The organism is Nocardioides alkalitolerans, assembly GCA_038184435.1.
In the GTDB taxonomy this organism is placed as follows: Bacteria; Actinomycetota; Actinomycetes; order Propionibacteriales; family Nocardioidaceae; genus Nocardioides; species Nocardioides alkalitolerans_A.
On the sequence record CP116227.1, the window covers coordinates 857,700 to 883,426 of the forward strand.

The 25,727-nt window shown below is 74.2% G+C and carries 24 protein-coding genes; 15 read left to right on the forward strand and 9 right to left on the reverse strand.

Annotated features, from left to right (window positions below):
* Nucleotides 1-2: 2 nt before the first annotated feature.
* From PIR53_04205 to PIR53_04220, 4 genes are all read right to left on the reverse strand, one after another.
* Entirely contained in the window at nt 3-578 is a 576-nt protein-coding gene (locus PIR53_04205; protein ID WZH53201.1) for a DUF1003 domain-containing protein, read from the reverse strand.
* The gene (locus PIR53_04210; protein WZH53202.1) at nt 575-1,843 is read right to left on the reverse strand and encodes a CBS domain-containing protein; all 1,269 of its coding nucleotides are present in this window, start codon (nt 1,841-1,843) and stop codon (nt 575-577) included. Before PIR53_04210 ends, PIR53_04205 begins: the two co-directional genes overlap by 4 nt.
* Nucleotides 1,844-1,886: 43 nt before the next feature.
* Nucleotides 1,887-3,365, reverse strand: a complete 1,479-nt coding sequence (locus tag PIR53_04215; protein ID WZH53203.1) for a protein kinase — start codon at nt 3,363-3,365, stop codon at nt 1,887-1,889.
* 126 nt (nt 3,366-3,491) lie between these two features.
* Entirely contained in the window at nt 3,492-5,216 is a 1,725-nt protein-coding gene (locus PIR53_04220; protein WZH53204.1) for a serine/threonine-protein kinase, read from the reverse strand.
* Between the two features lie 119 nt (nt 5,217-5,335).
* Here PIR53_04220 and PIR53_04225 point away from each other — a divergent pair, with 119 nt between their 5' ends.
* Nucleotides 5,336-6,370 (forward strand): MaoC family dehydratase, encoded by a 1,035-nt coding sequence (locus PIR53_04225; protein ID WZH53205.1) that lies wholly within the window; start codon nt 5,336-5,338, stop codon nt 6,368-6,370.
* 17 nt (nt 6,371-6,387) lie between these two features.
* Entirely contained in the window at nt 6,388-7,437 is a 1,050-nt protein-coding gene (locus tag PIR53_04230) for a DUF2332 domain-containing protein (GenBank protein WZH53206.1), read from the forward strand.
* 129 nt (nt 7,438-7,566) lie between these two features.
* On the opposite strand, the gene PIR53_04235 is transcribed toward PIR53_04230, so the two are convergent.
* The gene (locus PIR53_04235; protein WZH53207.1) at nt 7,567-9,252 is read right to left on the reverse strand and encodes a DUF885 domain-containing protein; all 1,686 of its coding nucleotides are present in this window, start codon (nt 9,250-9,252) and stop codon (nt 7,567-7,569) included.
* Between the two features lie 73 nt (nt 9,253-9,325).
* Between PIR53_04235 and PIR53_04240 the strand changes: the two genes are divergently transcribed.
* The 3 genes from PIR53_04240 to PIR53_04250 are packed head-to-tail and all read left to right on the forward strand — an operon-like array spanning nt 9,326 to nt 11,523.
* Entirely contained in the window at nt 9,326-9,931 is a 606-nt protein-coding gene (locus tag PIR53_04240) for a histidine phosphatase family protein (GenBank protein ID WZH53208.1), read from the forward strand.
* Nucleotides 9,932-9,964: 33 nt separating this feature from the next.
* Nucleotides 9,965-10,609: a hypothetical protein gene (locus tag PIR53_04245; GenBank protein ID WZH53209.1), complete on the forward strand. Its 645-nt coding sequence runs from the start codon at nt 9,965-9,967 to the stop codon at nt 10,607-10,609.
* 23 nt (nt 10,610-10,632) lie between these two features.
* Complete coding sequence (locus PIR53_04250) at nt 10,633-11,523, forward strand: PHP domain-containing protein (protein WZH53210.1); 891 nt, start codon at nt 10,633-10,635, stop codon at nt 11,521-11,523.
* Nucleotides 11,524-11,598: 75 nt separating this feature from the next.
* Here PIR53_04250 and PIR53_04255 read toward each other — a convergent pair whose 3' ends face one another.
* Nucleotides 11,599-12,393 carry an SDR family NAD(P)-dependent oxidoreductase gene (locus PIR53_04255; protein ID WZH53211.1) on the reverse strand — a complete coding sequence of 265 codons (795 nt, stop codon included), beginning with the start codon at nt 12,391-12,393 and terminating at the stop codon, nt 11,599-11,601.
* Nucleotides 12,394-12,451: 58 nt separating this feature from the next.
* On the opposite strand from PIR53_04255, the gene PIR53_04260 reads away from it, so the two are divergent.
* On the forward strand, nt 12,452-13,225 hold the full coding sequence (locus PIR53_04260; GenBank protein WZH53212.1) for an AAA family ATPase: 774 nt from the start codon (nt 12,452-12,454) through the stop codon (nt 13,223-13,225).
* 127 nt (nt 13,226-13,352) lie between these two features.
* On the opposite strand, the gene PIR53_04265 is transcribed toward PIR53_04260, so the two are convergent.
* Entirely contained in the window at nt 13,353-14,906 is a 1,554-nt protein-coding gene (locus tag PIR53_04265; protein WZH54396.1) for a DEAD/DEAH box helicase, read from the reverse strand.
* Nucleotides 14,907-15,108: 202 nt separating this feature from the next.
* On the opposite strand from PIR53_04265, the gene PIR53_04270 reads away from it, so the two are divergent.
* Nucleotides 15,109-15,831: a ferritin-like fold-containing protein gene (locus tag PIR53_04270; GenBank protein ID WZH53213.1), complete on the forward strand. Its 723-nt coding sequence runs from the start codon at nt 15,109-15,111 to the stop codon at nt 15,829-15,831.
* 84 nt (nt 15,832-15,915) lie between these two features.
* Here PIR53_04270 and PIR53_04275 read toward each other — a convergent pair whose 3' ends face one another.
* A complete protein-coding gene (locus PIR53_04275; GenBank protein ID WZH53214.1) occupies nt 15,916-16,128 on the reverse strand; it encodes a DUF3107 domain-containing protein in 213 nt (70 codons plus the stop codon).
* 73 nt (nt 16,129-16,201) lie between these two features.
* Nucleotides 16,202-16,873 (reverse strand): TetR/AcrR family transcriptional regulator, encoded by a 672-nt coding sequence (locus PIR53_04280; GenBank protein WZH53215.1) that lies wholly within the window; start codon nt 16,871-16,873, stop codon nt 16,202-16,204.
* Nucleotides 16,874-17,131: 258 nt separating this feature from the next.
* Between PIR53_04280 and moeZ the strand changes: the two genes are divergently transcribed.
* The 8 genes from moeZ to PIR53_04320 all read left to right on the forward strand — a co-directional run bounded on the left by moeZ (nt 17,132) and on the right by PIR53_04320 (nt 25,721).
* A complete protein-coding gene (gene moeZ / locus PIR53_04285) occupies nt 17,132-18,358 on the forward strand; it encodes an adenylyltransferase/sulfurtransferase MoeZ (GenBank protein WZH53216.1) in 1,227 nt (408 codons plus the stop codon).
* Between the two features lie 95 nt (nt 18,359-18,453).
* On the forward strand, nt 18,454-19,350 hold the full coding sequence (locus PIR53_04290) for a hypothetical protein (protein ID WZH53217.1): 897 nt from the start codon (nt 18,454-18,456) through the stop codon (nt 19,348-19,350).
* 207 nt (nt 19,351-19,557) lie between these two features.
* Nucleotides 19,558-19,905, forward strand: coding sequence for an MGMT family protein (locus PIR53_04295; GenBank protein ID WZH53218.1), 348 nt, complete (start codon nt 19,558-19,560; stop codon nt 19,903-19,905).
* Nucleotides 19,906-20,001: 96 nt separating this feature from the next.
* Nucleotides 20,002-20,664 (forward strand): response regulator transcription factor, encoded by a 663-nt coding sequence (locus PIR53_04300; protein WZH54397.1) that lies wholly within the window; start codon nt 20,002-20,004, stop codon nt 20,662-20,664.
* Between the two features lie 4 nt (nt 20,665-20,668).
* A complete protein-coding gene (locus PIR53_04305; protein ID WZH53219.1) occupies nt 20,669-21,616 on the forward strand; it encodes a hypothetical protein in 948 nt (315 codons plus the stop codon).
* Nucleotides 21,617-21,798: 182 nt separating this feature from the next.
* Nucleotides 21,799-23,265 (forward strand): APC family permease, encoded by a 1,467-nt coding sequence (locus tag PIR53_04310; protein ID WZH53220.1) that lies wholly within the window; start codon nt 21,799-21,801, stop codon nt 23,263-23,265.
* Between the two features lie 81 nt (nt 23,266-23,346).
* Complete coding sequence (locus PIR53_04315; protein ID WZH53221.1) at nt 23,347-24,705, forward strand: 3-deoxy-7-phosphoheptulonate synthase class II; 1,359 nt, start codon at nt 23,347-23,349, stop codon at nt 24,703-24,705.
* A complete protein-coding gene (locus PIR53_04320; protein WZH53222.1) occupies nt 24,702-25,721 on the forward strand; it encodes a GntG family PLP-dependent aldolase in 1,020 nt (339 codons plus the stop codon). The genes PIR53_04315 and PIR53_04320 overlap by 4 nt, the downstream gene beginning before the upstream one ends.
* The last annotated feature ends 6 nt before the right edge of the window (nt 25,722-25,727 follow it).

The window sequence follows — 25,727 nt, forward strand, 5'->3', positions numbered from 1 at the left end:
GCCTAACCGTCGCCGGGTGCACGCCGAGCGGCGTGGTCGTCCCTCGCGTCCCGGTCGCCCCGCGCGTCGCGGCTGCTGCCGCTGTCGCGCTCCTCGCGCGCCTCCTCCAGCTCGGCGAGGAGGCCGCGGAGCTCGCTGCGCAGGAAGTCCCGCGTCGCGACCTCGCCGACGGCCATCCGCAGCGAGGCGACCTCGCGCGCGAGGAACTCCATGTCCGCGTGGGCCCGGGCGTTCGCGCGTCGGTCCTGCTCGGCCACGACCTTGTCGCGGTTCTCCTGGCGGTTCTGGGCGAGCAGGATGAGCGGCGCGGCGTACGAGGCCTGCAGGCTCAGCATCAGCGTGAGGAAGATGTAGGGGAACGGGTCGAAGCGCCAGCTCGTGGGCGTCACGACGTTCCACAGCACCCACACCGTGACGAACAACGTCATGTAGGCCAGGAACTTCGCGGTCCCCATGAAGCGCGCGAAGTCCTCGGCGAAGCTGCCGAACGAGTCGGAGTCGACGTTCCGCCGACGCCGCACGAACGAGCGGCGCGGGTCGCGCGGGGTGTCGAGGCGGGCGCGGTCGCGCTGGCTCATGCTCCGGCCTCCCGTCGCTCGGCGCGCTCGGCGGCGCGCTCGCGCCAGTCCTCGGGCAGCAGGTGGTCGAGCAGGTCGTCGACGGTGACGGCCCCGAGCAGGCGGCCCTGGTCGTCGGTCACCGGCGCGGCGACGAGGTTGTACGTCGCGAGGTGCGCCGCCACCTCGTCCATCGTGGCGTCCGGGCGGAGCGGGTCGAGCGACTTGTCGATCGCCGTCGCCGCGAGGCTCGAGGGAGGCTCGCGGAGCAGCCGTTGGATGTGGGCGGCGCCGAGCAGCCGGCCCGTGGGGGTCTCGAGCGGCGGCCGGCACACGAACACGAGGGCCGCCAGCGACGGGGTGATGTCCTCGTTGCGCACGTGGGCCAGCGCGTCGGCGACGGTGGCGTCGGGGGAGAGGATCACCGGCTCGGGCGTCATCATGCCGCCGGCCGTCTCCTCGGCGTAGGCCATCATGCGCCGCACGTCGGCGGCCTCCTCCGGCTCCATGAGGGACAGCACCTGGGCCGCGGTGTCGGCCGGGAGGTCGGCGATGAGGTCGGCGGCGTCGTCCGGCGACATCTCCTCGAGCACGTCGGCGGCCCGCTCGGAGCCCAGCTGCTCGACGATCTCGACCTGGTCCTCCTCGGGCATCTCCTCGAGGAGCTCGGCCAGCCGCTCGTCGTCGAGGGCGAGCACGACGGAGCGCCGCCGCTCGTCGGGGAGCTCGTGCACCATGCGGGCGGCGTCGGCAGGACGCATCTCGGCGAGGGCCGCGAGCAGCTGGGTGGCGCCCTGCGCCTCGTCCTTCCGGCCGAGGCCCTCGACCTCGCCCCACTCCACCACGTGGGTCTGGCCGCGCCGACGGAAGCCGCGGGCAGCCTCCTGCACCGCCACGCGGCTGACGAACCAGTCGCGGGTGCGGCCCTGCTCGACCGCGATGTCGAAGACCACGCCCGTCACGTCGGTGTGCCGCAACGTCACGCGGCTGTCGAGCATCTGCGCGATCACGAGGATCTCGGTCGGGCGCTGCTCGAAGCGGCGCACGTTGAGCAGCCCGGTCGTCGCGACGTGGTCGGTCTCGATGGCCAGCACGCGGGTCATCGGGAGGAACACGCGGCGGCGACCGAACACCTCGGTGACGAGGCCCACGACCCGCGGCGCGCCGCCGTCGCTGCGAAGCACCACGACGAGGTCGCGCACCTTGCCCACCTGTTCGCCCTGCGGGTCGAAGACCGGCAGTCCGAGCAGGCGGGCGGCGTACACACGCGGGGTCGGGGAGCTCACGGGCCAACGCTACCGCTCCGCGGCGGGACCGGACGCCAGGCGGTCAGACGGTCAGCAGCACCACGATCAGCAGCACCAGGACCGCCGCCGCCGCGACTGCCAGCGCGGCGATCGCCTGGCCCGACGGCCCACCGGACGACGCGGGTCGGTTCGGTCGCGGGGCCGCGCCCACGAGGGGCGGCGGACCGACCGGGCGGGACGGGGTCGACGGGTTCGAGGGGCTCGAACCACCCGGCCGCGGCGCGGGCCGCGGCAGCGGGGTCGCGGGGTTGGACGCGCTGGAGCCGCGCGACGGTCCACCACCGGGGTGCGGGCGTGCCGGGTTCGAGTGCGCCGGGTTCGAGTGCGCCGGGTTCGAGTGCGCCGGGTTCGAGTGCGCCGGGTTCGAGTGCGCCGGGTTCGAGGGGCTGGACCCCCGGCTGTTCCCGCCTCCGGGTGGCGCGTACGGCGGGGGCGCCTTCCGCGCCCCTCCGGGTCGTGGCGCGCCGGGGCGGGCAGGAAGGCCGGCGCTCGAGCCGGCCGAGGCGGCGTCACCGCGGTACGGCGGGGGCGTCCGGCGGTGCGGGCTCGACCCGGAGCTGTGGCCCGACGACGACGGCGACGAGGGGTGGGACCCCCCGGTGCCCGACGACCCGGCGATCCCGCCGCGCTCGCCGCGGTCGGGGACCAGGCGGAGCTCGTCCCGCGTGCGGGCCCGGTCCGCGACGGCGCGCAGGTCGCGGCGCATCGCGGCGGCGTCGGGGTAGCGGGCGGCGGGGTCCTTCGCCATCGAGCGACGCAGCACGGCGTTGATCATGCGGGCCAGCGGGTCGGTCTCCTGGAACTGCGGCACCGGCTCGTTGAGGTGCGCGAGACCGACCTCGACGTCGGTGCCGGCGAACGGGGGACGCCCGGCGAGGGTCGTCCAGAGCACGCACCCGAGGGCGTAGATGTCGCTGGCAGGCGAGGCGGCCTCGCCGCGGCACCGCTCGGGCGCCATGTAGCCCATCGTGCCGGCGACGGAGCCCGCCACCGTGAGCCCGGGCTGGTCGCCCTGCGCGATGCCGAAGTCGCAGAGGTAGGCGTGGAGGTCGTCGCTCGCGTCGCGCAGCAGCACGTTGCTCGGCTTCACGTCGCGGTGGATGACACCGGCCGTGTGGGCGTCGTGGAGGGCGCCCGCCGTCTGGGCGACCACGGTCGCGGCATCGCGCACCGGGAGCCCGCCCTGGGCCTTGATGGCCTGGCCGAGGTCGCCTCCGCGGACGTTCTGCATCGCGATGTAGAGGCAGCCGTCCTGCTCGCCGTGGTCGTAGATGTGGATGACGTGCACCGAGTCCAGGCGCGCCAGCGTGGCCGCCTCGCGCACGAAGCGCTCGTGGTAGTCGTCCTGCGCGGCGTACTGCGGCGACAGCACCTTGAGGGCCACCGTGCGGCCGAGGCCGGACTGCTCCGCGGCGTACACCACGCCCATGCCGCCCTGACCGATCTGGCCGGTGATCCGGTAGGCGCCGAAATCGTCACCCACCTGGGGGAACTTCGCCACGCGGCCTCCTCACCGACTCGATGCTGCTCCGCGGCCTGCGGGTCCTTGCAGTGCCGAACGAACCTATCCCACCCGGGACACGCCCAGAAACGCGGTGGGACCCGCGGGATCGGCGGCGGTGCCCGGTCAGCGCCAGGCGAACGTGGCGAGGATGGACCCGATCTCCGCGGCGGCCTCGTCCTCGGGCGTGTCGACCGACTGGCTGAAGGTCAGGGTGTGTGCCATCCCGTCCTTGAGGGCCACGAACTGGTGGACGCGGTAGGGCACGTCGCCGGCCGCGAGGAGGGTGGCCGACTGGTAGACGGCGTCGACGCCGTCGAGCGCGTAGATGCCGTGGGCCTCGATGTCCTCGGCGCCGAGCTGCTGCAGGCTGGTCATCATCCCGATGCCGACCTGGTTGAGCGTCGTGCTGGCGGGCACGGGCTCCTCGACGGTGTTGATGTTGTGGCTGAACCCGCGTGTCGGCACCGTGGCCACCATCGCCGACGTGATGGAGGAGGACCGGTGGTCGTAGGGCTCCCAGCCCTCGAGCGCCCGGTAGGTGAAGGCGTCGGTCGTGACGACCTCGCCGCTCGCCGGGGTCGCGGTCGCGGCGGCGGGGAAGGTCGTGCCCGACGCGCTGCCCCCGGCGGGCTCGTCCGGCGTCGCCGCGGAGGTCGGGTCCTCGGACTCCCCGGCCCCCTCGGACTCGCCGGCCTCCTCGGACTCGCCGGACTCCGTCGGCTCCGTGGATGTCGACGAGCCGTCGCCGCTGCTCTCGTCCGTCGTGTCGTCGCGCGTCATCACGAGGGCGCCGACGGCGGTGGCCGCGATGAGCACGACGCCGACGAGCCCGGCGGCGACCCAGGGGAGGGCCCGCGAGCGGCGCGCCGGCGGCCGCCCCCCGCCGGGCGGCAGGCCGGTGCTCGTTCCCGGCCCGGTCCCGGCGGCCCAGCCGCCGGTGCCGGTTCCCGGCCCGGGGGAGCCGGGCGGTCCCGGCACCGGCCGGGCGGGCACCCTCAGGCTCGCGTCGCGCTGGGCGGTGACGTCGAGCGTGTGGCGGAGGTCGTCGCGGAGCGCGGCGGCGCTCGGGTGGCGGTCGGCAGGGTCCTTCGCGAGGGCGCGGCGCAGCACCTGGTTGAGCGCGGCGGTGCCGTGGTCGCTCCCGGGCAGCTGAGGCACGGGCGCCTGGAGGTGCTGCACGCCGACCTCGACGTCGCTGCCGCGGTAGGGCGCGTGGCCGGTCAGCGCCGCGACGAGCACGCAGCCCAGGGCGTAGACGTCCGTCGCCGGGGTCGCGTCCTCGCCGCGGCACCGCTCGGGCGCGAGATAGGCGACCGTGCCCGCGACGGCCCCGGTCGCGGTCACGTCCGCGCGCTCCTCCTGCGCGATGCCGAAGTCGCAGAGGTAGGAGAACGGCTCGGACCCGCCGGCACGGAGCAGGATGTTGGACGGCTTCACGTCGCGGTGGACGATCCCCACCCGGTGCGCGTCGTCGAGCGCCTCGGCGACCTGGGCCGCGATCGTGAGCGCGGCGCGCGTGGGCAGCGCGCCGTGGCTGCCGAGGAGCCGGCCGAGGTCGCCCCCCGCGACGTACTGCGTCGCCAGGTAGAGGCAGCCCTCGATCTCGCCGTGGTCGTAGACGTGGATGACGTGGGGGGAGTCGAGGCGCGCGAGCGCGCCGGCCTCGCGGATGAAGCGCCCGCGGTAGTCCTCCTGCCGCGCCAGGTGGGGGGCGAGGACCTTGAGGGCCACCGTGCGGTCGAGACCGCGCTGGCGCGCGGCGAACACGACGCCCATGCCGCCCTGGCCGATCACGCCGGTCACCTCGTAGGGCCCGAACGCCTCGCCGACCTGCGGATACCTCGCCACGCGCTCCCTGCTCCTCCCCGGCCCGCCCTCGACCGGGCCGTCGTCCCATGATGGACCACGGCACCGACGGTCCCGCCCCTCGTGGTCCACAGGGGGCGCGGTCCGTCATGATGACCCGCATGGCGAAGACCAACCCTGGCAACTTCTTCGAGGACTTCCACGTCGGGCAGGTGCTCGAGCACGCCACGCCCCGCACGATCACCGAGGGCGACCGCGCGCTGTACGGCGCGATCTACCCCACCCGCTTCGCGCTGCCGTCCTCGGCCGCCTTCGCCGCCTCCGTGGGCCTCGAGCGCCACCCCGTCGAGGAGCTCATCGCCTTCCACGTGGCCTTCGGCAAGACCGTCCCCGACGTCTCCCTCAACGCGGTCGCCAACCTGGGGTACGCCGAGTGCCGCTTCCACCGGCCGGTGCACCCCGGAGACACGCTGCGGACGCGCTCGGAGGTGATCGGCCTCAAGCAGAACTCCAACGGCCGCAGCGGCGTCGTCTACGTGCGCTCCACCGCCACCGACCAGGACGGGAACGTCGCGCTCGACTGGGCCCGCTGGGTGATGGTGCACAAGCGCGACCACGGCTCGCCCGCCCCGGAGACCGTGGTGCCCGAGCTGGCGCCGTACGTCGCGGCCAGCGACCTCGTCGTGCCCGCCGGCCTGGACTTCACCGACTACGACACCGCGGCCGCGGGCGAGCCGCACCGCTGGGACGACTACGAGGTCGGCGAGCGCATCGACCACGTCGACGGCGTCACGCTGACCGAGGCCGAGCACATGATGGCCACGCGGCTGTGGCAGAACACCGCGAAGGTGCACTTCAACACCGAGGCGCGTCCGGACGGCCGGCGGCTGGTGTACGGCGGTCACGTCATCTCGCTGGCCCGCGCCCTGTCGTTCAACGGCCTCGCCAACGCCCAGCTCGTCGCGGCCATCAACGCCGGCGCCCACACGGCCCCCGCCTTCGCGGGCGACACCGTCTACGCCTGGTCGGAGGTGCTCGACAAGGCCGAGACGTCGGCGCCCGGCGTGGGCGCGCTGCGTCTGCGCCTCGTCGCCACGAAGGGCCGCGACGAGTCGATGACGCTCCGCGGCGAGGACGGCAAGCACGCGGACGGCGTGCTGCTCGACCTCGACTACTGGGCGTTCGTGCCGCGCTGACGCGCGGACCCGGCCCGATGATGCCGTCCGAGGCGTTCCGGCAGCAGGGCGAGGCGTGCGCCGCGCTCGGCTCGCCGATGTACGCCGCGCTCTGCGCCCGCCTCGCCGACGACCTGGACGCGGGCGGTGTGGTGGCGGACGTGCTCGCCGACCACGGCCACCTCCGCGGTCCGGACGCCCTCGCCCTGCGCCTGCTGGGCGCCGTCCACCGGCTCGTGCTCGAGCGGCGGGCGGGGCTGCTCGCGACGTTCTACCCGTCCGTCGGCGGGACCTGGGTGGACGAGGCTGGGTGGGCGGCGTTCCGGGACCTGCTCGCGACGCAGCCGGGGGCGGTGCGCGCCGGGCTCGACCTGCCCCCGCAGACCAACGAGGTCGGCCGCGTCGCCGCGCTCCTCGGTGGACTGCTGCACCTGCCCGACGCCTGTCGCCTGCCGCTGCGCCTGCACGAGATCGGGGCCAGCGGCGGTCTGCTGCTGCGCCCCGACCACGTCCGCTGCACGGGCCCCGCCGGGTTGGCCGCGGGTCCGGCCGACGCCGCGGTCGTGCTCGAGGACGCGTGGACGGGGCGGCTCGACGGGTTGCGTGCCTGGCCCGGGCTCGAGGTCGTGCTGCGCCGGGGGTGCGACCTCGCCCCGGTGGACCCGACGACGACCGCGGGACGCACCACGCTCGCGGCGTACACCTGGCCCGACCAGCCGGAGCGCTGGGAGCGGCTCCGTGCGGCGCTGGCCCTCGCGGCCGCGGTGCCGGCGACGGTCGAGGCGGCGGACGCCGCCGACCTCGCCGACGGCATCGAGCTCACCGACGGCACGACCACGGTGCTGTGGCACGCCGTGACGTGGCAGTACCTCCCCGCGCGCACCGGCGCGCGGGTCGAGGAGCGGATCACCCACCTCCTCGACGCGGCCACGCCGGAGGCCCCGTTCGTGCACCTGGCGCTCGAGCCGCGGCGCCGGGGCGGGGAGCGCCCGTTCACGGTGACGCTGCGGGCGGCCTGGGGCACCGGGCGCGACGAGCGGGACCTCGGCACCGCCGCGCCCCACGGCGTACCGGTGCGCTGGGGGTGAGGGGGGCGGTCGGTTCCCCGGTCGACCGGGGAACCGACCACTTTGACCATCAAATTTGATGGTCGAAGCGGCACTTTCCCCGGTCGACCGGGGAAAGTTGTCAACTCCTGAGGCGACCGCCCGGCCGCCTCAGAGCGCGCCGAGCTCCGTCTCGAGGTCGTCGAGCCCGAGCGCGCCGAGGCCGAGCGCCGCCATGTGCCACGCCTTGAGGTCGAACGCCTCGCCGTGGCGGGCGCGCGCCGTCGCCCGGCCGGCGAGCCACGCGCGCTCGCCGATCTTGTAGCTGATGGCCTGACCGGGCCACCCGAGGTAGCGCACGATCTCGGAGTCGACGAAGTCGGCCGAGCGTCCCGTGTGGGCGTTGAAGAACGCCCGGGCGGTGTCGGGCGTCCAGACCTCCCCGGGCGCGACGGGCGAGTCGGCCGGGGCGCGGAGCCCGAGGTGCATGCCGAGGTCGATGACGACCCGGACGGCGCGCATGAGCTGCGCGTCCAGGTAGCCGATCCGCTCCTCGGGGCCGAGGAAGCCGAGCTCGTCCATGAGGCGCTCCGCGTAGAGCGCCCAGCCCTCCGTGGCCCCGCTGGTGGACCCCACGGAGACCTGGAAGGTCGACAGCTCGTCCGCGCGGTGCACCCACTGGGCCAGCTGCAGGTGGTGACCGGGGACGCCCTCGTGGTACCAGGTGCTCACCAGGTCGTAGACCGGGAACCGCGTGCGTCCCAGCGTCGGCAGCCACGTGCGTCCCGGGCGGGCGAAGCCGAGCGAGGGGCGCGTGTAGTACGGCGCGGCGGCGCTGCCCGGGGGCGCGATCATCGCCTCGACGCGTCGCAGGGGCGGCGCGATGTCGAAGTGGGTGCCGTCGAGGTCGTCGATGGCCCGGTCCATCATCTGCTGCAGCCAGACGCGCACCTCCTCGACGCCCTCAACGGCCGCGCCGTGCTCGTCGAGGTGCCGCATGGCCGCGACGGGGCCGGCGCCGGGCACGAGCTCGTCGGCGAGCGCGCGGATCTCGGCGTCGATGCGCCGGAACTCCTCCCAGCCCCACGCGTAGGTCTCGGCCGGGTCGATCGTCGCCCCGGCGACCTGTCGGGTCGAGAAGAGGTAGCGGTCCTCGCCGACCGCGTCGGGCACGCCGACCGTCGCCGGCAGGTAGGTGTCGACGAGGAACGCCCGCAGCGAGGCGACCCCCGCCGCGGCGGCGTCGGCGCCCCGCTCGAGGTCCGCGCGCAGCGGGGCAGGTCCGTCCGCCACGAGGTCGTGGAACCAGGAGCGCCCCCCGACGTCGAGCCAGGAGTCGAGCTGCCCCACCACGGTCGCCACCTGGCGCTCCGCGGCGAGGAGCCCGCGCCCCCGTCCCTCGTCGAGCGACGCGGTCCAGCTGGAGTACGCCGCGGGAACCCGCGCCAGTCGGCGCGCGATCGCCGCCCAGTCGTCGTCCGTGGCCGTCGGCATGAGCGAGAAGGAGCTCCGCACGGCCTGCGGTGGTCCGAAGATGTTGCGCACCGTGCGCAGGTGCTCGCCCCGGTCGTGCGCCTCGACCGCGACGCCCAGCCGGTCGCGCAGCAGCGCGGCGCACCGGCGCTCCACCGGGTCGTCGAGCCCGACGGCGCCGCCGGCGTCGCACCGGTCGAGGAGCCCGAGCGTGCGGCGAGCCAGGTCGGCCTGGGCCGCCGCACCGTCGGGCGAGAGGTCGGGCAACCCGTCCTCGTGCTCGCGCAGCCCGAGGCTGCTGCTGACGAGCGGGTCGAGGACCGCCAGGTCCGCGACGTAGGTGTCCGCGATGCGGCGGGGCGTGGTCGTGTCTCCCGAGAGCATGGGGTCCATCCTGCCGGGTCCCCCTGACGGGCGGGGTGCGCGCTCCGGGCGCCGGGGGTGTTCACTGCTCCCCATGGGCCTCGTTCTGGTGCGTCACGGTGAGACCGCGTGGAGCCGGGAGGGCAAGCACACCTCCGTCACCGACCTGCCGTTGACCGCGACCGGCGAGGAGCAGGCGCGCAGCCTCGCGCCCCGGCTCGCGGCGCTCGACATCGTGGCCGCCCGCGTGAGCCCGCGGCTCCGCGCGCGCCGCACCGCCGAGCTGATCGGCTTCGCCGACGCCGAGGTCGACGACCGCCTCGTGGAGTGGTCCTACGGCGAGCTCGAGGGCCGCCGCACCGTCGAGATCCGCGAGGAGCGGCCCGGGTGGACGATCTGGGACGGCCCCGTCCCGGGTGGCGAGACCGCCGCCGAGGTGGCGGCCCGCTGCGACGCGGTCATCGCGGACGCCGTCGCGACGCTCGAGCGGGTCGCCGAGGAGCGGGGCGGCGACGTGCCGGGCGAGGGGCTGGGTCCCGAGGTGCTGCTCGTCGCCCACGGCCACCTGCTCCGGGCGCTGACCGCCCGCTGGCTCGGGCTGGACGTCGCCGACGGCCGTCTCTTCCGTCTCGACACCGCCCGCCTCACCGAGCTGGGCCACGAGCGCGAGCAGCGCGTGCTGCGCCGCTGGAACGCTTGACGCCTCGCGGGCCGGACCCGCACGGTAGGCCCCATGCTCGTCGCGGGATGCCCCCGGTGCACGTCGCCGGTCACCGAGTGGGAGGGCACGTGGGCGTGTGACGTCCACGGTCCGACGCCGCCGTTGCTGCGCCCGCCGGAGGTCTCGTACGACGCGTTCGCCCACCACCTGCGTCGTACCCCGGGGTTCCCCACCTACCTGCCGTGGCCCCTCGGCCCGGCCTGGCACGTCAGCGACTTCGCGCTCGTCGAGATCGCGGACGAGGGGGAGGCCCCCCGTCCCGGGGCCACGCTGACCTGCGCGAGCGGGGTCAGCGCGCTCGACGGCCCGGTCGAGGTGATGGTGGTCGCCGAGGAGCCCGGGATCGGCCTGGGCGCCCGCTGCGCCGGGACGACCGGGCCCGACCCGGGCGACGACGTCGGCCGGGGCACGCCCGACGTGCGGGTGCGGATCGGGCAGCAGACCGTGCCCCTGTGGACCGTCTCGACCAGCGGGGCCGACGACCGCTTCGACCGCTCCGTGGTGGCGGGGGAGGCCGAGGGGCGCTGGCTCTGGCTGGTGCTGCGGCCCGCCTCGGCGATCCTCCTGCTCCGCGACGACTGGATCCTCCAGGACCTGTCGGGGGTGGGCCCGCCGCTGGTGGAGCTGCCCTTCGGGGGCGAGCGCCCGGTCTGGTGACGCGGCGGCCTAGAGTCGCCCCCGTGCGCATCGACCTGCACGCCCACACCTGCATGAGCGACGGCACCGACACCCCGTCGGAGCTCGTGCGCGCGGCCGTGGCCGCTGGTCTCGACGTCGTGGCGATCACCGACCACGACACCAGCGTGGGCTGGGACGAGGCGGTCGCCGCCGCGGAGGCGGCGGGCATCGGCCTGGTCCGCGGCATGGAGATCAGCACCCGCTTCCGCGGTCGGGGGGTGCACCTGCTCGGCTACCTGCCCGACCCGACCCACCCCGGCCTCCTCGGCGAGCTGCGGGCGGTGCTCGACGGCCGCGACGCGCGGGTCCCGGCGATGGTCGCGCGGCTCCGGGACCTCGGTCTCGACGTGACCGTCGAGGGGGTACGGCGCCTCGCCGGCCCCACCGCGGCCGTCGGACGCCCCCACGTGGCGGACGCCCTGGTGGCGAAGGGCTACGTCGCGTCGCGGGGCGAGGCCTTCGACCGCTACCTGAGCCCCGGTCGCGTCGCCTACGCCAGCCGCGCCGCGGGCGACCTGGAGACGATGCTGGCCGCGCTCCGCGCCGCCGGCGGGGTCGGCGTCGTGGCCCACCCGTGGGGCCGCCACGACCCCGGCGTCCTCGACCACGACGGCCTGGCCCACCTCGCGGACCTCGGGCTCGTCGGCATCGAGGTCGACCACCAGGACCACGACCGCGCCTCCCGCGCCGAGCTCCGCGAGATCGCCCGGTCCCTGGGGCTGGTCGTGACGGGATCGAGCGACTACCACGGCCGCGGGAAGGTCGACCACGACCTGGGCTGCAACCTGACGGCGCCCGAGGAGCTCGAGCGCCTGCTCGACGCCGCGGCCGCCTCGGCCCGCGCCGCCGGACGCGACGTGCCGGCGATGATCTGGCCCCGCTCGCCGGTGTAACGCGGTGTCCGTGCTACTTCACCCGCGGTCGACCACGTGTGCAGTAGCACGGACACCGCGTTACACGAGGAGGACCTACTGCCGCCCGAGCCGCTGCGCGCGCTGCAGCAGGCCGGACGGCACGAGGCGCGCCGCCCCGACCAGCACCCGGTAGCGCTTCGAGGGCACCACGAGCGCCCGTCCCGACTGCACCGCGTCGAACGTGGCGTCGACGACGTCGTCCACCTCGAGCCACAGCGCCTTCGGGGCCGACGTCTGCTCGACCCCCATCCGCCCGTGGAACTCGGTGCGCACGAACCCCGGGCACACGGTGGTGATGCGCACGCCCGACGGCCCGTACTCCTGCGCCGCCCAGAGGCCGAAGCGGTTCACCCAGGCCTTCGCCGCGCCGTACGTGCCCCGGGGGAGGAACGCGGCGACGCTCGAGACGTTGACGACCGTGCCCGAGCCGCGCTCCACCATGGGGCCCAGCGCCGCGTGGGTGAGCCGCAGGACGGCCGTGACGAGCACGTCGAGCATGGCCTGCTCGGCCTCGAGGTCGTTGTCGAGGAACCGCCCCTTCAGGCCGAAGCCGGCGTTGTTGACGAGCCACTCGACGGGGCGCTCGGGGTCCGCCAGCCGCGCAGCGACGCGGTCGAGGTCGGCGCGGTCGACGAGGTCGGCGGCGAGGGTCTCGACGTCGACCCCGTGCTGCGTGCGCAGGTCCGCCGCGACGTCGGCGAGCCGGTCCTCGTCGCGGGCGACGAGGACCAGGTCGAACCCGCGGGCGGCGAGCCGGTGGGCGTAGCCCGCGCCGATGCCGGCGGTGCCGCCGGTGACCAGGGCGACGGGACGGGGGCCCGGGCGGGAGGGGGCAGCGGGAGCACTCATGCGGCCATAATGCCCGTCACCTCCGCCGACGTGTGCTCCTCGTGCATGATGGGGCGCCATGGGCACCGTTCTCGCGATCGCGAACCAGAAGGGCGGCGTCGCGAAGACCACGTCCGTCGCCTCCCTCGGCGCGGCGCTCGCCGAGCTGGGTCAGCGCGTCCTCGTCGTCGACCTCGACCCGCAGGGCTCGCTGACGTTCTCGCTGGGGGTCGACCCCGAGGACCTCGAGCTCTCCGTGCACCAGGTGCTCACCCAGGGCCTCGACGCCCGTGAGGTGATCATCCGCACCGAGGACGACGTCGACCTGCTGCCGGCGACCATCGAGCTCGCCCGGGCCGAGGCCGAGCTGCTCACCCGCACCGGCCGCGAGCACGTGCTCAAGGCCGCGCTCGAGCAGCTCTCCGACGACGAGGTCGAGCACGACTGGGTGCTCCTCGACTGCCCGCCGTCGCTGGGGGTGCTCACCGTCGCGGCCCTGACGGCGGCCGACGGTGTCGTGATCCCGCTGCAGTGCGAGACGCTCTCGCACCGCGGGGTCTCGCAGCTGCTCGACACCGTCCACGACGTGAAGCGGTTCACCAACCGCCGCCTGGCGGTGTGGGGAGTGCTCCCGACGCTCTACGACGGGCGGTCCTCCCACGCCCGGGCGGTGCTGGAGTCGATCCCCGGGACGTTCGAGCTCGAGGTGTTCTCGCCGCCGATCCCCAAGACGATCCGGTTCGCCGAGGCCCCGGCCAAGGGCCGCTCGATCCTCGCCACCGCGAACTCGACGAAGGGCGCCGCGGCGTACCGCGAGGTCGCCGCCGCCCTCGTCGAGCGCGCCCGGCGCTGAGGTCGGAGCCCCTGGAACGCGGTAGTCCCTGACGTCTCGGACCTTCTGGATCGATCCAGAGGTCCGGAACGTCAGGGACTACCGCCGAGGTGGGGCGCTCACCGAGCCCCCGCCGTACGACGCGGGGTCAGCCCTCGGCGCCGGCGGGGGCCGCCGGGGCGTCGGCCGCGGCCTCGGCACCGCCGGTGCCCTCGGCGGAGCGACCGGCACCACCGCGCGAGCGGCGGCGCCGGCGACGGTTGCGCGAGGCGCCGTCGGTGCGCGGCTCGCCGTCGGCCGGGCCGTCGCCCTCGACGACCGCGGTCGTCTCGACCGCCGCGGCGGTGGGGGAGGCGGCACCCTCGAGGCGCTCGCCGTTGCGGGTGCGCGTGCGGGTCCGGTCGCGGTTGCGCGACGGGCGGTCGCCGTCGCGCTTCTCGCGGGGCTCGCGCGACGACCGCGACGACTCCCGCGGCTCGCGGGGCTTCTCGGGGGCGATGCGCCCCTTGGTGCCCTCCGGGATCGACAGCTCGGTGTAGAGGTGCGGCGAGGTCGAGTAGGTCTCGACCGGCTCGTCGAAGGGAAGGTCGAGGGTCTTGTTGATGACCTTCCACCGCGTCACGTCGGCCCAGTCGACGAACGTGACCGCCACGCCCGAGGCGCCGGCGCGACCGGTGCGGCCGATGCGGTGCACGTAGGTCTTGTCGTCCTCGGGGCACGTGTGGTTGATGACGTGGCTGACGCCGGCGACGTCGATGCCGCGGGCGGCGACGTCGGTGGCGACGAGCACGCGCAGCTTGTTCTCGCGGAACTTGGCGAGCGCCTTCTCGCGGGCCGCCTGGGCCATGTCGCCGTGCAGGGCGGAGGCCGCGAAGCCGCGCTCCTCGAGGTCGTCGGCGACGCGCTGCGCCTGACGCTTCGTGCGGGTGAAGACGATGACCTTGTCGGCGTCGTCAGCCTGCAGGATCCGGCCGATGATCTCCGGCTTGTCGAGGTCGTGGGCCTGGTAGACGTGCTGCGCCGTCGCCGGGACCGTCGCGTTCTCGTAGGAGGACTCCGCCCGGATGTTCATCGGCGAGCGCATGTGCATCCGCGCCAGCGCGACGATGGCGGACGGCATCGTGGCCGAGAACAGCATCGTCTGGCGCGACGACGGCGTCTTCGACAGGAGCTTCTCCACGTCGGGCAGGAAGCCGAGGTCGAGCATCTCGTCGGCCTCGTCGAGCACGAGGCTACGCACGTGCGAGAGGTCGAGCGCCCGCTTGTTGGCGAGGTCGAGGAGGCGGCCGGGCGTGCCGACGACGACCTCGACACCGGCCTCGAGGGCCTCGAGCTGCGGCTCGTAGCCGACGCCGCCGTAGACCGTCAGCACGCGGATGCCGCGGTCGGAACCGGCGAGCTTGAGGTCGTTCGAGACCTGGAGCGCGAGCTCGCGCGTCGGGGCCACGACGAGGGCCTGGGGCTTGCCGGCCGGCAGGGCGTCGTAGCCCTCGTCCTGCGGGCCCACGGAGCGCTGCAGCACCGGGATGCCGAACGCGAGCGTCTTGCCGGTGCCGGTGCGGGCCTGGCCGATGAGGTCGGTGCCGGCCAGGGCGACCGAGAGGGTCATCTCCTGGATGGCGAACGGGGTGGTGATGCCGGCGCGCTCGAGCGCGTCGCAGATCTGCGGGTGCACGCCGAGCGTGCGGAACGTGGTGGTCAGTGTCTCGTCGCTTTCATGATCGATCGGTGTGGCCGACCCGTTCGAGACGCTCCGGCGCGGTCGGGCCCGCAGGGGCCGCGGTCGGTCGGGCGGGAGGCGAGGAAGGTCTGCCACGCACATACGGGCGGAGTCGTTCCTCCGCCGCAGAGGCGAGCGCGGGCTGCGCTCGGCGCACGCCAGTGTATCCCCTAGGCTGCGCCCCATGACCGACTCCCCGACGGGAAGCGCCACGGCGGACCTCTCCGAGGCGTCGAGCGAGCTGGACGATCCCGCCTACCGGGCGGCCGTGGTGGACCTCCTCGGTGCCATCGCCTACGGCGAGATCTCGGCCTTCGAGCGGCTCGCGGAGGACGCGAAGCTCGCCCCGAGCCTCGAGGACAAGGTGGCCCTCGCGACCCTCGCCGCCGGCCAGCTCGACCAGGTCGCGGCGCTCCGCACGCGCCTGGAGGAGCTCGGGGCCGACCCGTTCGAGGCCATGGCGCCGTTCCGCAAGCCGATCGAGGACTTCCACCGCCACACGGCTCCCTCCGACTGGTGGGAGGGGCTGGTGAAGGCGTACGTCGGCGACGGCATCGCCCACGACTTCTACCGGGAGGTGGCGGCCTTCCTCGACCCGGAGACCCGCGACCTCGTCATCGCGACCCTCGGCGACACGGGGCACGCCGACTTCGTCGTCGAGCGGCTGCGCGCCGCCTTCGCGGTCGACCGGCAGCTGTCGGGCCGCCTGGCCCTGTGGGGTCGCCGGCTCATGGGGGAGGCCCTCACCCAGGCGCAGCGCGTCGCCGCCGAGCGCGACGCCCTCGCCGCCCTCATCGCGGGCGGGGTCGACCGGCCCGGGCTCGACCTCGTGGCGATCGGCAAGATGTTCTCGCGGATGACCGAGCGGCACGCGGCCCGCATGACGACGCTCGGACTGGCGCACTAGCGCCCGACCACCGCCGTACGACGAACGCCCGGCCCCCGCGAGAGCGGAGGCCGGGCGTTCGTGCGTCGGTCGGGGTGGGGGCCGTCAGCCCCGGAAGCCGACGGTGCCGACGGTCGGGGTGCCGATCTCGACGTAGGCGAGCTTCGCCGACGGGACGAGCACCGTGCGGCCCTTGGTGTCCGTGAACGTCAGGACGTCGGAGCCGCCGGTGACGAGCGCCGTCACGCCCTCCGCGTCCAGGTCCGTGTCGAGGACGAGCTCGCGGGGCGCGTGCTGGATGCCGATCTTGATCTCCATGCGAGGTTCCTCCTGGGGCTCGGTGGATCCGTGCGGATCCCGTGGGTCTGCGACCGTTCTACTAGGTGCTGCCTCAGCCAGCGGAGCCGGCCTCGGCGGCGTGGGCCTCGTCCGACTTCGGGTAGCCCCGGATGCCGCGCCAGGCCAGGCCGGAGACGAGGGCGACCGCGTCGTCCAGCGAGATGCCCTGCGCCTCCGCGAGCCAGAACCGCGCGCTGACCTGCGCCATTCCCACGAGCGACACCGCGAGCAGCTTGGCGGCCTCGGCCGGCAGCCCGGTGTCGTCGGCGATCACCTCGGCGACGAGGTCGGCGGTGTCGGCGGTGACGCGCTCGATCTGGGCGCGCACGGCCGGCTCGCTGGTGAGGTCGGACTCGAAGACGAGGCGGAACGCGCCGGTGTCGTGGGCGACGTAGTCGTAGAACGCCTTGACCGTCGCGGCGACGCGCAGCTTGTTGTCGGGGGTCGAGGCCAGGGCGTCGCGGCAGCTGGCGATGACCGTGGAGCACGACTCGTCGAGGAGCGCCAGGTAGAGGTCGAGCTTGCCGGGGAAGTGCTGGTAGAGCACCGGCTTGGAGACGCCTGCGCGCTCGGCGATGTCGTCCATGGCCGCCGCGTGGTAGCCCTGCGCGACGAACACCTCGAGCGCGGACTCCAGCAGCTGTGCACGACGTTCCTTGCGGGGGAGCCGATTGCCACGAGGCCGGGTGCTCCCGCCCCCGAGTGCGAAGTCTCCGATGCCCACGTGCGTGTCTCCTCGTCGTCCTGCGCTGCGCTGCGGGCGCTGAGCCTACCGCCCGGTCACCTGCGCGCCGCGTCGGGCCGCGGCGCGCCGTACCGGCCGGTGCGGTCCGGATGACGGACAGCGGTACGGCGCTGTCGGGGCCGCGCGGGAACATGGGCGACGCACCCGGTGTTGCCCGATCGACGCCCGATGTCCGACCGGTCGCCCAGCCTCCGGTCGGTTCCCCACCCAGAAGCACCACCCGGACGAGGAGAACCCGTGTCCTTCCCAGCACTCGTGGAGCCGGCCGACGAGCTGACCGTCGACGAGGTCCGCCGCTACAGCCGCCACCTGATCATCCCGGACGTCGGGATGACCGGGCAGAAGCGCCTCAAGAACGCGAAGGTGCTGGTCATCGGTGCCGGTGGCCTCGGCAGCCCGGCGCTCATGTACCTGGCGGCGGCCGGCGTCGGCACGCTGGGCATCGTCGAGTTCGACGAGGTCGACGAGTCCAACCTGCAGCGCCAGATCATCCACGGGCAGTCCGACGTGGGGCGCCCGAAGGCGGTCTCCGCGAAGGAGTCCGTGCAGGAGATCAACCCGCTGGTGAACGTGGTCGTCTACGAGGAGCGCCTCGACAACGACAACGTCCTCTCGGTCTTCGAGGGCTGGGACCTGATCGTCGACGGCACGGACAACTTCGCGACGCGCTACATGGTCAACGACGCGGCGTACTTCCTGAAGATCCCGTACGTGTGGGGCTCGATCTACCGCTTCGACGGCCAGGCGTCGGTGTTCTGGCCGCACGCGGTCGACGAGAACGGCGAGTCGGCCGACGCGCCCTGCTACCGCTGCCTCTACCCCGAGCCCCCGCCGCCGGGCATGGTGCCGTCGTGCGCCGAGGGCGGCGTGCTCGGCGTGCTCTGCGCCTCGATCGGCTCGATCCAGGTCAACGAGGCCATCAAGGTGCTGACCGGTGCCGGTGAGCCCATCGTCGGCAAGCTGATGATCTACGACGCGCTGGAGATGGAGTACCGCAAGCTCCGCGTCCGCAAGGACCCGAAGTGCGCCCTGTGCGGCGAGAACCCGACCGTCACGGGTCTCATCGACTACGACGCGTTCTGCGGCGCGGTCTCCGAGGAGGCGGCCGACGCCGCCGCGGGCTCGACCATCTCCGTCGTGCAGCTCGAGCACATGCTCAAGGAGCGCGAGGAGGGCAGCCGCGACTTCGTGCTCGTCGACGTGCGCGAGCCCAACGAGTTCGAGATCAACCGCATCCCCGGCTCCGTGCTCATCCCCAAGGGCGACTTCCTCAACGGCTCGGCGCTCGAGCAGCTGCCGTCGGTGGACTCGGGCACGCAGGTCGTCCTGCACTGCAAGTCGGGCGTGCGCTCGGCCGAGGCGCTCGCGGTGCTCAAGGGCGCCGGCTACGACGACTCCGTGCACGTGGGCGGCGGCGTCGTGGCGTGGGTGAATCAGATCGACCCCAGCCAGCCGGCGTACTGACCCCTCGGCGCCCGGCACGCCAACGGTGACGCGCGGGTGGCCCCTCGGGGCTACCCGCGCGTAACTCCGTCCGCAGGTGTGTCGTTGCTCACGACATGACCCTCTCTCGGACCCCCCTCCCCACCGCCCGCCAGGCGGCCGCCGGACTGTTCTCCGGTGCGCTCGCCGCGTCGCTCGTCGTCGCCGCCTCCTCCGCGCCGGCCTCGGCCGCCCCGCGCACGAGCTGGGCGGACGCCGCCACCGCCAGCATCCATCCCGGGGTGCAGATGTACACGGACGGTGCCCAGTGCACGGGCAACTTCGTGCTCACCGACGCCGCGGGCTCGACCTACGTCGGGTACGCCGCGCACTGCGCCGGCACCGGCGAGGCCACCGACACCGACGGGTGCGAGGCCGGGTCCCTCCCGCTCGGCACGCGCGTCGACTTCGTCGAGGGCGGCTCGCTGCTCGGCGAGGGCACCCGGGTCGGCGGCGGCACGCTCGTCTACTCGAGCTGGCTCGCCATGGACGCCGTGGGCGAGACCGACGCGGACACCTGCGCCTACAACGACTTCGCCCTGGTCAAGGTGGACGCCGCGGACGCCGGCGACGTCAACCCGTCGGTGCCCTTCTTCGGCGGCCCGGTGGCGCTCTCCACCACGGGCACCTCGCCGGGCTCGCAGGTCTTCTCCTTCGGCAACTCGAGCCTGCGCGCCGGCGTCGAGGTGCTCTCGCCGAAGTTCGGGATCAGCCTCGGCGAGACGGGCGGCGGCTGGTCGCACTCCGTCTACACCCTGACGCCGGGCGTCCCCGGCGACTCCGGCTCCGGCTTCCTCGACGCCGACGGCAACGCCCTCGGCACGCTGTCCACGCTGGCGCTCGCGCCGGTGCCGCTGTCGAACGGCGTGGGCGACCTCGCGAGCGAGCTGGCCTACGCGCAGGAGCACGCGGGCATCGACGGCCTGCAGCTGGTGCCGGGCACCGAGGAGTTCAACGGCGGCCTCGGGCTCTGAGTCCGCGGGGCGCGACAGGACGGCCGGGACGGTCCGTGGGAAGAAAACGCGGACCGGCTCCGGGCTGGGAGAAAGAGAACGCGGACCGAGACCCGCGACACGCCGATCGGCGGGGGCCTCTCGGTCCGCGTTTTCCTTCCCCGGTGCGCACTGTCGTCGTACCGCGCCCGGGCGGCCCCGGCCGCGTGCCCGCTGCATGATGGGCCCATGGCCAGCGATCCCGACCCCAACGCCGAGGAGCAGGACGCGCTCGACCACACCGAGCTCGTGCTCCGCGCGGTGGAGGCGGTCCCGCGGGGCCGGGTGACGACGTACGGCGCGATCGCCGACCTCGTCGGCGGTGGACCCCGACGGGTCGCCCGCGTGCTCTCGCGCGACGGGGCGGGCGTCTGCTGGTGGCGCTGCGTCCGGGCCGACGGCACGCTGCCGCTGCACCTGCACGAGGAGGCGCTGGCGGCGTACGTCGCGGAGGGGACCCCGCTGCGCGCGCGGCGCCGGGACGGCGGTCGGCCGGTGGACATGGCCGTCGCGTTCTGGGCCGGCTGGGACGACTGACCCGGGCGACGGCGCCGGCCGCGTGGCAGGCTGTCGCCGACCGATCGAGCAGCGGGGGAGGACGACGTGAGCAGCGAGAGCACCGGCATCCGGGTCATGGTGGTCGACGACCACCCCATGTGGCGCGACGCCGTCGAGCGTGACCTGGCGGCCGCCGGGTTCGACGTGGTCGCGGTCGCCGCGAACGGCACCGACGCGATCAACCGGTTCAGGGCGGCGCGCCCGCAGGTGGTGGTGCTGGACCTGCAGATCCCCGCGCCTGCGGGTGACGAGGTGACGGCCGCGGTGCTCGCCCACGACCCGTCGTCGCGCGTGCTCATCCTGTCGGCGTCGGGGGAGCAGGGTGACGTGCTGGCGGCGGTGAAGGCCGGGGCGACCGGCTACCTCGTGAAGTCGGCGTCCCGCGAGGAGCTGATCGCCGCCGTGCGGCGGGTCGCCGCGGGCGACACGGTCTTCACCCCGGGCCTGGCCGGTCTCGTGCTGGGCGAGTTCCGGCGCATGTCGAGCGGCGCGGCCGAGGACGACGGCACGCCGCGGCTGACGGAGCGGGAGACGGAGATCCTGCGGTACGTCGCGAAGGGCATGTCCTACAAGCAGATCGCCGAGCGGCTCGTGCTGTCGCACCGCACGGTGCAGAACCACGTGCAGAACACGCTGCGCAAGCTCCAGCTGCACAACCGCGTCGAGCTGACGCGGTGGGCGATCGCCCAGGGTCTCGACGACGTCGACGGCCCCGACGACGACCGCGCGAGCGCCTGAACCGGTGGCGGACGCCGCAGACCCCGGCGCCGCGGGGCCGGACGAGCGCCTCCTCGCCGAGGCCGACGCCCTCTACGCGCTCGCGCCCGGCGACTTCACGCCCGCGCGGGACGCCCGCGCCAAGGAGCTGAAGCGGGAGGAACCGGAGCTCGCCGCCGCGGTCAAGGCACTGCGCCGACCCTCGGTCGCCGCCTGGCTCGTCGACCAGCTGGTGCGCCACGACCCCGACCGGGTCGACGAGCTGCTGCAGGTGGGTGCGGCCCTCCGCGAGGCGCAGGACGCCCTGTCGGCCGACGACCTCCGCGCCTTCACCAAGCAGCGTCGTCAGCTGACGGCCACGGTCACCACCCGCGCCCGCGCGCTCGGCCGGCAGCTCGGCACGAAGGTGAGCGAGTCGGTCGCCGAGCAGGTCGAGGCGACGCTCACCGCGGCCATGCTGGACGCGGGGGCGGGCGAGGCGGTGCGTACGGGTCTGCTGGTCACCGCGCTGCGGCCGGCCGGGGTCGACCCGGTCGACGTCGACGCCGCGCTGGCGGTCCCGGGGGCGACCGGGCACGTCGCCGTACCGGTCGACGGGTCCGCGGATACCGCGGACGCCGCAGGGGCGGACGGCCCGGCCCTGCGGGTCGTCCCCGACGACCCGGGGGCCGACGACCGCCGCCGCCAGGAGGCCGAGGAGGCGCTCGCCGCCGCCGAGGAGGCGCTCGGGATCGCGCAGGCCGAGCTGGAGGAGATCGAGGAGGAGGTGGAGGACCTCGAGGCTCGCTCCCTCCAGGCCGAGGCACGGGTCGAGGAGCTGCGCACGCGTCTCGCCGAGGCCGAGACCCGGCAGGCGCGGGTGGAGGACCAGCTCGCCGACGCCGAGGAGTCCCGCGACGAGCAGCGCGAGGCCGTCGACGCCGCCCGTGCCGAGCGCGACGAGGCCCGGCGGCACCTCAGCCGCTGGACCTGAGCGGGGCTCTCCTCCAACTCGACGGGCCGTGCGCGCGTGAAACGCGCGCGGGCGGGGAAGGGCGCTGCTCGGCGGCGCGTCGGTGGACGTGGCCTCCGCGCGGGGGCAGAGTGGAGCGCCACGGGGCCGACGACGTCGTCGGTCCGCCGGGCGCTCGGGTGAGCCGGACGGAGGACCAGGCGATGGCGGAACCAGGCACGACCGCAGCGGCGGGACAGGCAGCGGAGCAGGGAGAGCCCGAGCTGAAGCGGGTGCTCGGCCCGGGGCTGCTGCTCCTCTTCATCATCGGCGACATCGTCGGGGCCGGGATCTTCGCGATCACGGGAAGCGTGGCCGGACAGGTCGGCGGTGTGGCGTGGCTGCCGTTCGTGGTGGCGTTCGCCATCGCGACCCTGACGGCGTGCTCCTACCTCGAGCTCGTGACGAAGTACCCCGAGGCGGCAGGCGCGGCGCTCTACGTGCACAAGGCGTTCGGTGTGCACTTCGTGACCTTCATCGTCGCCTTCACCGTCATGTGCTCCGGCATCACGAGTGCGTCGACCTCCTCCAGCCTCGTCGCCACCAACCTGCTGACGGGCCTCGACGGGGTGTTCGGAGGAGTTCCCACCGGGAAGATCGCCACCCTCCTGACGGCACTTGCGATCATCGTCGTGCTGGGTCTCATCAACCTGCGCGGCGTGGGCGAGAGCGTGAAGTTCAACGTCGTGCTGACCGTCGTGACGATGGTCGCCCTGGGGATCGTCATCGCCATCGGCATGGTGGCGGCGGCGAGCGGTGACGGCGACCTCGGCCGGATCGTCGTCTTCGAGACCGACGGCGACAGGAACATGTTCGCCGCCGTGACGGTCGCGACTGCCATCGCCTTCTTCGCGATGGTCGGCTTCGAGGACTCGGTCAACATGGTCGAGGAGACCAAGGACCCGATGCGGATCTTCCCGCGGATGATGCTCACGGGCCTCGGCATCTGCGTGCTGCTCTACATCCTCGTCGCCGTGACCGTCGTGCTCGTCATCCCGATCGAGGACATCGCGAACCCGCAGAACCCCGACGCCGGCATCCTGCTCGACGTCGTGCGCATCGGCGCCCCGGGCATCCCGGTCGACACGATCTTCCCGTTCCTCACCGTCTTCGCGGTGGTCAACACCGCGCTCATCAACATGCTGATGGCCAGCCGGCTCGTCTACGGCATGGCGCGCCAAGGCGTCCTGCCCCGATCCCTCGGGCACGTGCTGCCCGGTCGCCGCACGCCGTGGGCAGCGATCGCCTTCACGACGCTCATCGCCATGGGCCTCATCACCTACGTGCGGCTCTCGGACAACACCAGCGTCGTCAGCGCCCTGGGAGGCACGACGGCACTGCTCCTGCTCGCGGTCTTCGCCGTCGTCAACGTCTGCGTGCTCATCCTGCGCCGCGACCCGACCCCCGAGGGAGCGTTCCGGGTGCCCACGGCCGTCCCGGTCGTCGGTGCCGTGGCCTGCGCCTACCTCGTCGGTCCCTGGGCGCGCCTGCCGGAGCAGTACATCCAGTACCGCATCGGCGGCGCCCTCCTCGTCATCGGCGTCGTGCTCTGGGCCGTGACGTGGTTCGCCAACCGGGCGCTGCGCTCGGAGCGCACGGGCTTCCGGGACGTCGAGGACCTGGACGGCTGACGCGGCGGGCAGGGCGCCCGCGCCCGGCCCGGCGGTGAAACGGGTTCGGAGGGGAGGGACCCCGCGTCGTACCCTGGGTCGGTGAGCATTCCCGACCTGGCTTCCCTGCACGCTCTCGGCGCGGCGCAGCAGCCGACCTATCCCGACCGCGCGCGCCTCGAGGGTGCCGTGACGACCCTGCGGACCGCTCCGCCGCTGGTGTTCGCCGGCGAGTGCGACGACCTGACGGCGAAGATCGCCGCCGTCGCCCGCGGCGAGGCGTTCCTGCTCCAGGGCGGCGACTGCGCGGAGACCTTCGCGGGCGTGACGGCGGAGAACGTGCGCAACAAGCTGCGCGTCCTGCTCCAGATGGCCGTCGTGCTGACGTACGCCGCGAAGGTGCCCGTGGTGAAGATCGGGCGCCTGGCGGGGCAGTACGCCAAGCCGCGCTCCTCCGACCTGGAGACCCGCGACGGGGTGACGCTGCCGGCGTACCGCGGCGATGCGGTCAACGGCTACGAGTTCACGCCCGAGTCGCGCATCCCCGACCCGCAGCGCCTCGTCGACGTCTACAACGCCTCCGCGGCGACCCTCAACCTGGTGCGCGCCTTCACGACGGGCGGGTACGCCGACCTCCGCCAGGTCAGCGAGTGGAACACCGACTTCGTGCGCAGCTCGCCGGTCGGGCAGCGCTACGAGGCGCTGGCCGGCGAGATCCAGAGCGCGCTCGACTTCATGGCGGCCATCGGCGCCGACCCGGTCGAGTTCCACAAGGTCGACTTCCACTCGTCCCACGAGGCGCTGGTGCTGGAGTACGAGCACGCGCTGACCCGCATCGACTCGCGCACGGAGCTGCCCTACAACGTGTCCGGCCACATGGTCTGGATCGGTGAGCGCACCCGCCAGCTCGACGGCGCGCACGTGGAGTACTTCAGCCACATCCGCAACCCCATCGGTTGCAAGCTCGGCCCGTCGGCGACCGCCGACGACGCGCTCGCCCTGGCGGCGAAGCTCAACCCGGCCAACGAGCCCGGACGCCTCACCTTCATCACGCGCTTCGGTGCGGCGAAGGTGCGCGACGGCCTGCCGCAGCTGGTCGAGAAGGTCACCGCCGAGGGCGTGCAGGTGGCCTGGGTCAGCGACCCGATGCACGGCAACACCTTCGAGGCGTCGACGGGCTACAAGACGCGGCGCTTCGACGACGTGCTCGACGAGATCCGCGGCTTCTTCGAGGTGCACCGCGCGCTCGGCACCGTGCCCGGCGGCATGATGGTCGAGATGACCGGCGACGACGTCACCGAGATCGTCGGCGGCGGCGAGGAGATCGACGAGCACGGTCTCGCGCACCGCTACGAGTCGGTCGTCGACCCGCGTCTCAACCGCGTCCAGTCGCTCGAGCTGGCGTTCCACGTCGCCGAGATGCTGCGCGCGACGCCCACCGCCGCTCCCGCCGGGGCATGACGGGGGCGACCGCCCGGCCGGTCGACCTCCGCTCCGACACCCTGACGTCGCCGACCCCCGCGATGCGCCGCGCCATGGCGGACGCGGAGGTCGGCGACGACGTGTACGGCGAGGACCCCACCGTCCGGGCGCTCGAGGAGCGCGTTGCCGCGCTGCTGGGCCACGAGGCCGCGCTCTTCTGCCCGACCGGCTCGATGGCGAACGTGCTGGCGCTCCGTACGCTCGTCGGCGTGGGCGAGGAGGTGCTCTGCGAGGCGCGGGCCCACATCGCGCGGGCCGAGCTGGGAGCCCACGCGGCCTACACGGGCCTGACGATGCGCACGTGGAGCGACCCCCGCGGGGGCGTGGACCTGGCCGCGGTCGAGGACCTCTTCGCCCCCGACCTCGGCCCCTTCTTCGTCGCCACGCGCGCCGTCGCGATCGAGAACACCCACAACTTCGCGGGCGGCACCGTCGCGCCGCTCGCCGACCTCGAGGCGCTGCGCGCGTTCGCCGACGCCCACGGGGTCCGGATCCACCTCGACGGCGCGCGCCTCTGGAACGCCCACGTGGCGACGGGCGTGCCGCTCGCGACGTACGGCGCGCTCGTCGACGTCGCGGCCGTCTGCCTGTCCAAGGGGCTCGGCGCGCCGGTCGGCTCCCTCGTCGTCGGCAGCGCCGACGCCGTGGCCGAGAGCCGCGTCTGGCGCAAGCGGATGGGCGGGGGCATGCGCCAGGTGGGCGTGCTGGCTGCGGCGGGGCTCCACGCCCTGGAGCACCACGTCGAGCGGCTCGCGGACGACCACGAGCACGCCCGGCTGCTCGCCGAGGCGTGGGACGTCGACCCCGCCGGGGTCGCGACCAACATCGTGGTGCGGGAGGTCGGCGACGCGGCAGCGTACGTCGCGGCGGCGGCCGCCGAGGGCGTGCGGGTGTCCGCGCTGGGCCGCACCACGGTGCGCCTCGTCACGCACCTGGACGTGACGCGCGACGACGCCGAGCGCGCCGCGCGCGTGCTGGCCGCGCTGCCCCGCTGACCTGGG